Here is an 8,120-nt window from a genome sequence, read left to right as displayed (position 1 = left end):
CGCGCCGGGTGTTGACCCGCATCGCATTGCATGCCGCCGCCGCCGCGGTGCGCCAGCGATCACGATCGGGCCGCACGCTGCGGTCGATGCCGTATTCGACATAAAGCGTATGCCGTTCGCGCGGCGTCATGTGCAGGAGGAAATGGGCTTCGTCGATCGTCAAGCGCTGCGGCGGCTCGGAAAACGACACCGATGTGGTGCGCACGACATGATCGAGACCGTCGTAAATGAGCAGCACCTGATCGTCGCCGTTCTGGCGGCGCTGCAAGGCGCCGTGACGGCCGCGCGCCGTGCCGCGGACCTCGAAAATGTCGGCGAAGTCGGCGGCAAAGCGCAGCATCAGCGGCAGGTCGGTTTCGGTATTGCCGAAGTTGGTCAGCACCAGGCGTTCGTAAAGCGTGCCGCTCCATAACAGTTTGGTGCGCTCGATATGAACGCTGCCGGTTTCCTGCGGGCCGCCGAGCGGGCGATTGACCATGTGGGCAGTGAGAAAAACATTGTCCTTGGAGCGCGCCGTGTTGAGCACCACCGGCTTCATGCCGCCGGCCCTCAGCTGCAAATAGGAGAGGATGCGCGTGTCGTTGCGGAACAGACCATCGCCGAGGCCGGAGATGTCGCCCACCGAGTCGGTGACGACGAACATGTCGCCGTCCTTGAGCGAAAACAGCCTCAGGCGCGGCGGCGGATCGGGCCGCAGCCGTTCGGCGTGGCCTTGCGGTTGCGCGGGGTCCGACATCAGCCCAGTTTTTCCAGTCCTTCGGGACGCATTTGCCCGCCGGCCACGAGATAATAAAGCCGCTGATAATTGCGGGCCATCACCAGCGAGGTGAAACGCTGCTCGAACTCGGCGCGTACCCGGCGGCGGTCAAGCCAATGCAGCGATTTGATCGCCGCAATCGCTTCGGCATCCGAGGACACGATCCGGCCCGAAACGCCGTCGGTGATGATTTCGGGCACCGAACCGCAGCCGAAGGCGATCACCGGCGTGCCGCAGGCCATGGCTTCGATCATCACCAGCCCGAACGGCTCTGGCCAGTCGATCGGGAACAGCAGCGCCAGGGCATTGCCGAGGAACTCGCTCTTTTGCGCGTCGTTGATTTCGCCGATGTAGTCGATCAGCGGATCGTCGAGCAGCGGCTCGATTTCGTCATGGAAATAGCGCTTGTCGGCGTCATCGACCTTAGCGGCGATTTTCAGCGGAAGGCCGGTGTCCTTGGCATAAGCGATGGCACGGTCGGGCCGCTTTTCCGGCGAGATGCGGCCAAGAAAAGCGAGATAGCCCCCGTTCGGGTGCTCGGTGAATTTATAGACGTGCGGCGGCAGGCCGTGATGCACCGTCGCCAGCCAGTTCGCCTCGGGCATATGGGTGCGCTGGTTGTCGGAAATCGAAATCAGCGGATAGTCGCTGAAGCGCACATAGACCTCCGGCAAATCCTTCATGTCGAGGCGGCCGTGCAATGTCGTCAGCGTGCGCTCGGCGATGTCGGTGAAGAATGGCAGGTGCAGCAGGTCGAGATGAAAATGCAGCACGTCGAATTTGTGCGCCTGGGCCTTGATGTCATGCAGCATGGCCAGATGGGCGGCGCAGTCCGATTTCAGCGGCGCCGGATCGAGCCGTACCGCCTGCGCCCGCCCCGGTACCAGCTTCGCGTTGGTGGCGGAGTCGCCCGAAGCGAACAGCGTCACCTGATGGCCGAGCCCGACCAGGGCATCGGTTAGGTTAGCAACGACGCGTTCGGTACCGCCGTAGAGTTTCGGCGGCGTGGCCTCGCACAGCGGCGCTACCATGCCGATGCGCAAAGGCTTCAAAGGTTGAATGGCCATAATAATCCTGCTGCCGGACGCCTTTCTTAACGTCAGCCAGCAGCAAAGGTTCCCTGACAGCGATCAGGGCACGTATTCCACCGGCACGTAGGCGAACGCGTTGCCGTCCTTGCGGACATGGCCGATGCCGGGGAACGGCATATGGGCGCCCCCGAAGCTCCAGCCCTCTTTGGCGAGGCGATCGAACAGCGCCAGGCGCGCCGCCCGCGCCGTCGGCTGATCGGAATCGTAGTCGATCGTCACCTCGGGATGGGAGAACTGGACCGAATGAACATGCGCGATATCGCCGAGCACGAGGAATTTCTGCCCCGCCGATTGGAACAGGTACGAAGTGTGCCCCGGCGTATGGCCGTGGGTGTCGATGGTGGTGACGCCCGGGAACAGTTCGGTGCCGGGCTTGAAGCCCTTCACCACGCCGGCGGCCTGATAGGGGGCGAATATCTGCTGCACGCTTTTCTTGCGATCGGCGGCCGGATCGTTGGGCGTCGTCGTCAACCAATAGGCGATTTCCGCCTCGGCAGCGTAAACGGTCGCCTTGGGGAACAGCCGAACCCCGTCCTTGGCGAGGCCACAGACATGGTCGCCGTGCATATGGGTGATCAGGACGGCGTCCACATCCTCGGGCCGGTAGCCGGCCGCTTTGAGGTTTTCCAGAAGATGGCCGGAAGTCGGGCCGCCGCAGCCGCCGAGGCCGGTATCGACCAGGATGAGATGGGCGCCGGTGTTGACCAGATAGGCATTGAGCGAGGTGGCGATACCTTTCTCGTTGGTGTCGACGAATTCACGCGCCAGCAGCGGCGGCACCGCGGCCGGATCGATGCCGTGCAGGATCTGGGGCCCGATGCGCAAGCTTCCGTCATTGAGGGCGGTTACTTCGAACTGGCCGACCGCCATCCGATAGAAGCCGGGGACCTGGGTCTTGACCGGCGGCGGGGCGGCGGCAACCAGCGCGGCAGCGACCAGCAAGGTGGCCATCGGCAGGACAAAACGGCGAAACATCGGCATGGGAACCCTCTTCAGCCACAACGCGAGCACGATACGGACCCAACCGGCCGGTGCAAGCGGGGCGCGTATACGTGGCATTCACGATCAGGGGAGGCAATATGCGCGGCTGCCGTCCGCCCGGCGAACCGGTTAGGGTTGGGGTCTCAGGGTTCAGGGCATGATCGTTCTCGAGTTCCTCATTTTCGTGGTGTCGTCGGGGCTGTTCTGCAGCGAACGCTTCCGCGGCCATATTTGGGCGGTTTTGATCGCGGGCGCGATCGCCACCGGCTCGTCGCTGCTGTTCATGTGGGACCTGGGCGTCAAGATGGCCGGCCATCCCGCCGAGCCGCCGGTCATCACCAAAATCGTCAAGGTGCCGGTGGTGCAGACGGTGCAGCCGAGCCAGCCGGTTTCGGCCTCCAAGGACAAGCCGCACGCCTGCGGCCTCGAGCTTTATCCTGCCGAATCGCTGTCGAAGGGCGAGGAAGGCACCACCAAGCTGAGCTTCAAAGTGCTGACCGACGGCACCGTCGATACGGTTACCGTGGCGACCACCAGCGGCTCGCAACGGCTCGACGATGCGGCGGTGTCGTGCGTGCGCAACTGGCATTACCGCCCGGCGATCAAGGACGGCAAGCTGGCCGAAGTGGAAACCACCGCCACCGTGAAATGGGTACTGCCCAAGGCCGAAACCAAGCCGGAGGCGGTCGCCAAAGCCGACGACAAGAAGGAAGAGAAAAAGCCCGACGAGCCGGCACCGCCGGTCGACGCCCAGGGCGCAGGGGCGCACGCGCGCTCCTGGTACGATCCGCGCGGCTGGTTTTCCTCCGCCGACGCCGAGAAGAAGCAGCAAAGCCAGCAGCCGTGACGCTTCCGCCCGCGCGTGTCATAACGGCGGCAGGCTTTGAGGTACGTCCATGAGTGAGTCCGTGCGCGGCAGCCTGTCGGCGGCGTTGACCAATCTATTGCAGCTGTTGACAATCAATCCGGCCTTCGCGGAAACCCAGGCGCGCGAAATCCTCAGCGTCGTGCCGGGCCAGCCCGACACGCTCCTGCTCTTCGCCGCCGCGCTGGCCGCCCAGGACAAGCTTGCGGAGGCGGTAGTGCCGCTGCAGCGCCTGACGGCCAACGAACCGCAGCACCGCGCCGCCTGGCGCGATCTCGGCGACCTTTACACCGCGTTGGGCGATGCCGCCGCTGCCGATGACGCCTATCTGCACCACGTTACCGCCTCGACTGGCGACCGGGCGATGGTGGAAGCAGGCGGCGCGCTTTACGAAAACCGCCTCGCCGACGCCGAGCGACTGCTGCGCGCCGTCTTGAAGGCGCATCCGACTGACATCGCCGCCATTCGCATGCTGGCGGAAATCGCCGCCCGCCTGGAACGCTACGAACAAGCCGAGACGCTTCTCAGGCGAGCCCTTCAACTGGCGCCGAGTTTCGATGCCGCCCGCGCCAACCTCGCGATCGTACTGCACCGTCAGAACCGCTCGGTGGAAGCGCGCGCCGAGCTTGAAACCCTGCTGAAGCGCGATCCGGAAAACGCGGCGCACAAAAACCAGTACGCCGCCATCCTGGCGCGCCTCGGCGAGACCGACACTGCCATCGCGGTCTATCGCGACGTGCTGCAGACCGTCACCACCGAACCCAAAGTGTGGATGAGCTACGGCCACACGCTGAAAACCGCCGGTCACCGTGCCGAGGCGGAAGCCGCCTATCGCCAAAGCCTCGCCCTCAAGCCCAGCCTGGGCGAAGCCTGGTGGAGCCTGGCCAACCTGAAAACCTTGCGCTTTTCGGACGACGACCTCGCCCAAATGCAGCGCCAACTGGCCCGCAGCGAACTCGCCGACGAGGACCGGCTCCATCTCGATTTCGCCCTCGGCAAGGCGTTCGAAGATCGCGCCGACTACGACACCTCGTTCGCCCATTACGCCGCCGCCAATGCCCGCCGCCGCAAAATGCTCGATTACGACGCCGACAAGACCCATGCCCAGATACAGCTGCTGCAGTCGGTGTTGACCGAAGATTTCTTCGCCGCCCGCGCCGGTTGGGGCTGCAAGGCGCCCGATCCGATCTTCATCGTCGGTCTGCCGCGATCGGGCTCGACCTTGATCGAGCAAATCCTGGCCAGCCACAGCCAAGTGGAAGGCACGATGGAATTGCCCGACATCGCCGCGATGGTCGGCCGGCTGCATGGTGAGCGCGGCCAGCCGTTCTATCCCGACGTCGTCGCCGATCTCTCGGCGGACGAATTGACAGAGTTGGGGGAGGAGTACCTCGAACGGACCCGCATCCACCGCAAACTCGGCCGGCCGCTGTTCATCGACAAGATGCCGAACAACTTCTTCCATATCGGCTTCATTGCCCTGATGCTGCCGAACGCCAAGATTATCGATGCCCGCCGGCACCCGATGGCGTGCGGTTTTTCCTGCTTCAAGCAGCACTTCGCCCGCGGCCAGAGCTTCTCCTACGACCTCACCGATATCGGCCGCTATTACACCGACTACGGCGCGCTGATGGCGCACTTCGACCGGGTGCTGCCGGGGCGGATCATCCGGGTACGGTATGAAGCCCTGGTCGCCGATTTCGAGGCGAACGTAAAGGCGCTGCTCGACGCCACCGGCCTTCCCTTCGAGGCGGAATGCCTGCGCTTTTATCAGAATGACCGGATTGTACGCACCGCCAGCTCCGAACAGGTCCGTATGCCGATCTTCTCCGATGCCGTCGAGCATTGGCGCGCCTACGAAAAATGGCTGCAGCCGTTGAAAAACGCGGCCCTCTAGACTTCCCTGGCGTCCCCTCTGGCAAAACCGGCCCCGAGTTTGCAGGAGCCGTTCGCAATGCCGGCTGCAGAACGCGGGATTCGTCTGCTCCGGCGCGCGACCAACAGGGGGCCTGTCCATGTATTTCGTCAGTAGACCACGTAACTTGGCTTCGGCTCTCCTGGCCACAACGGTGCTCGCCGGCGTGCCGGCGGTGGCCGAAGAAGTCGCCCAGGCCGGGCTGGAGACGGTCACGGTCAGCGCCCAAAAATTGGGCGAGCAGGATTTGCAGAAAGTGCCGGTGTCGATCGCGGTGCTCGACAACCAGAAGCTGGAAGATCTCCGGGTCAATGATTTTCGCGATATCGTGCGCTTCCTGCCGTCGGTCTCGTTCACCGCCGGCGGCCAGGGATCGAGCGGCGGTCCGGGCCAGGCCAACATCTCGATGCGTGGCGTCACCGACGGCGCTGACGGCAACCATTCCGGTCCGCTGCCTACGGTCGGCGTCTATCTCGACGAATTGCCGATCACCACCATCGGCGCCACGCTTGATGTTCCGGCCTACGATATCGCCCGCGTCGAAGCGCTGGCGGGCCCGCAAGGCACGCTGTTCGGCGCCTCGTCGGAAGCCGGCACCCTGCGCATCATCACCAACCAGCCTGACGCCGAGAAGTTCGCCGCCGGCTACGAGATCGAGGGCAATGCCGTCGAAAACGGCGGGTTCGGCTACGGCCTGAGGGGCTTCATCAACGTGCCGCTCACCGACCATGCCGCGATCCGCCTGGTGGCATGGGACCAGCACGACGCCGGCTACATCGACAACGTCCACGCCGCCCGCACCTATGCGGTTTCAGGTTTCACCATCGACAACGCCGCCCTGGCGAAGAAGGACTACAACGACACCAACAAGCTCGGTGCCCGGATCGCGCTCGGCATCGACCTCGACGACAACTGGACCGTCACCACCAGCGTCATCGGCCAGCTCGAAAAGGCGAACGGCATCGGCGGCTTCGATCCCTCGGTCGGCGATCTCGAGGTGCATCATTATTATCCCGAATTCGCCAAGGACCATTGGTATCAGGCGGCGCTGACCGTCACCGGCAAGATCGGCAATCTCGATCTCACCTACGCCACCGGCTACATGGACCGGCGCGGCGACGGCGCCTCCGACTACACCGACTATTCCTTCTGGTACGACCAGCTCGGACTCACCTTCGCCGACAACGCCGGCAACACCGTCGATCCGTCGCAGCGCATCCTGTTCAAGGACCAGTTCACCAAATGGTCGAACGAATTGCGTATCGCCTCGCCATCGACCGACCGGCTGCGCTTCGTCGTCGGCCTGTTCCAGGAGTTCCAGGCCCACAACATCCTGCAGAACTACGTCATCGATGCGCTCGGCACCGACTACTCGGTTCCCGGCTGGCCGCATACGATTTGGCTGACCGACCAGCAGCGCAAAGATCGCGACCTCGCCGCCTTCACCCAGGTGTCGTACGACATCACGCCGAGCCTGACGCTGACGGCCGGCGTGCGTGTGTTCGACGCCACCAATAAGCTCGAGGGCTACTTCGGCCTCGCTCCTTACACGGCGCTTTGCGACAATCCCTCTGTGCCGTCGCGATTTGGCGGACCCTGCACCAACGTCAACAAGCATGTCTACGAATGGGGTGAGACCCACAAATTCAACATCCAGTGGCAGATCGACGACACCGACATGATCTATGCCACCTATTCGACCGGCTTCCGCCCCGGCGGCATCAACCGCGTTGCCAACGTGCCGAGCTATCATTCCGACAGTCTCGACAACTACGAAATCGGCTGGAAGACGAGCTGGTTTGCCAACACGCTGAGGTGGGACGGCGCCGCCTATTGGGAAAACTGGAACAAGTTCCAGTTCGCCTTCCTCGGCCTCAACTCGCTGACCCAAATCGCCAACGCCGGCGCGGCCCGCATTCAGGGCGTTGAATCCGACATCACCTGGCAGGTCGCCGACGGACTGACGCTGTCGAGTGCCGGGGCCTACAATTATGCCCGCATCACCCAGGCCTATTGCGGCGCGCTCGATCCCACGACCGGCGAACCGATCACCAACTGCCCCGACCCGCAGGCGCCGAAGAATTCGCTGCTGCCGTCGACACCGCGCTTCAAGGGCAATCTCACCGGCCGCTATGAGTTCCCGCTGTTCGACGTGAAGGCCCATCTCCAGGGCTCGCTGGTTTATCAAACCAAAGCGCTGCCCGACTTGCGGGTTCAGGCGCCCAGTCCGTGGGACGGCTCGATCGTGCCGATCGCACAGCTGCTGGGCGTCATGCCGGCATTCGCCACCTTCGACCTCACCGCCGGCTTCGAAAAGGACAACTGGTCGGTCGAAGTGGCGGCGCAGAACCTGTTCGACGAACGCGGCCAGCTTTACCGCTACGCCTATTGCACGACCCAGGTCTGCGGCTACGAGCCCTACATCCTGCCGACCAAACCGCGATTCATCTCGATCACCATCAGCCAGAAGTTCTAGAAAATATCGCCGACAAGGCCGGTGAAGGCGCCGGT

Annotated in this window: 6 protein-coding genes; 3 read left to right on the top strand and 3 right to left on the bottom strand. The window is 63.7% G+C overall.

Annotated features, from left to right (window positions below; translation table 11 throughout):
- From AC1P6P_RS02960 to AC1P6P_RS02950, 3 genes are all read right to left on the bottom strand, one after another.
- Positions 1-736, bottom strand: a 736-nt coding sequence (locus AC1P6P_RS02960; RefSeq protein ID WP_481400942.1) for a glycogen debranching N-terminal domain-containing protein, incomplete at its 3' end; no start/stop codon positions are given.
- Positions 736-1,800 (bottom strand): glycosyltransferase family 4 protein, encoded by a 1,065-nt coding sequence (locus AC1P6P_RS02955; RefSeq protein WP_481400943.1) that lies wholly within the window; start codon positions 1,798-1,800, stop codon positions 736-738. The genes AC1P6P_RS02960 and AC1P6P_RS02955, both read right to left, overlap by 1 nt.
- A gap of 87 nt (positions 1,801-1,887) precedes the next feature.
- On the bottom strand, positions 1,888-2,829 hold the full coding sequence (locus tag AC1P6P_RS02950; RefSeq protein ID WP_481400941.1) for an MBL fold metallo-hydrolase: 942 nt from the start codon (positions 2,827-2,829) through the stop codon (positions 1,888-1,890).
- Between the two features lie 157 nt (positions 2,830-2,986).
- On the opposite strand from AC1P6P_RS02950, the gene AC1P6P_RS02945 reads away from it, so the two are divergent.
- From AC1P6P_RS02945 to AC1P6P_RS02935, 3 genes are all read left to right on the top strand, one after another.
- Positions 2,987-3,676 (top strand): energy transducer TonB, encoded by a 690-nt coding sequence (locus AC1P6P_RS02945; protein WP_481400940.1) that lies wholly within the window; start codon positions 2,987-2,989, stop codon positions 3,674-3,676.
- 49 nt (positions 3,677-3,725) lie between these two features.
- Positions 3,726-5,591: a tetratricopeptide repeat-containing sulfotransferase family protein gene (locus AC1P6P_RS02940; RefSeq protein WP_481400939.1), complete on the top strand. Its 1,866-nt coding sequence runs from the start codon at positions 3,726-3,728 to the stop codon at positions 5,589-5,591.
- Between the two features lie 145 nt (positions 5,592-5,736).
- Positions 5,737-8,085 (top strand): TonB-dependent receptor, encoded by a 2,349-nt coding sequence (locus AC1P6P_RS02935; RefSeq protein WP_481400938.1) that lies wholly within the window; start codon positions 5,737-5,739, stop codon positions 8,083-8,085.
- Positions 8,086-8,120: the final 35 nt, after the last annotated feature.

The organism is Rhizomicrobium sp., from assembly GCF_056722145.1.
Note: the sequence above shows the minus strand (reverse complement) of the source record. Positions and strands in the feature narration are given on the sequence as shown.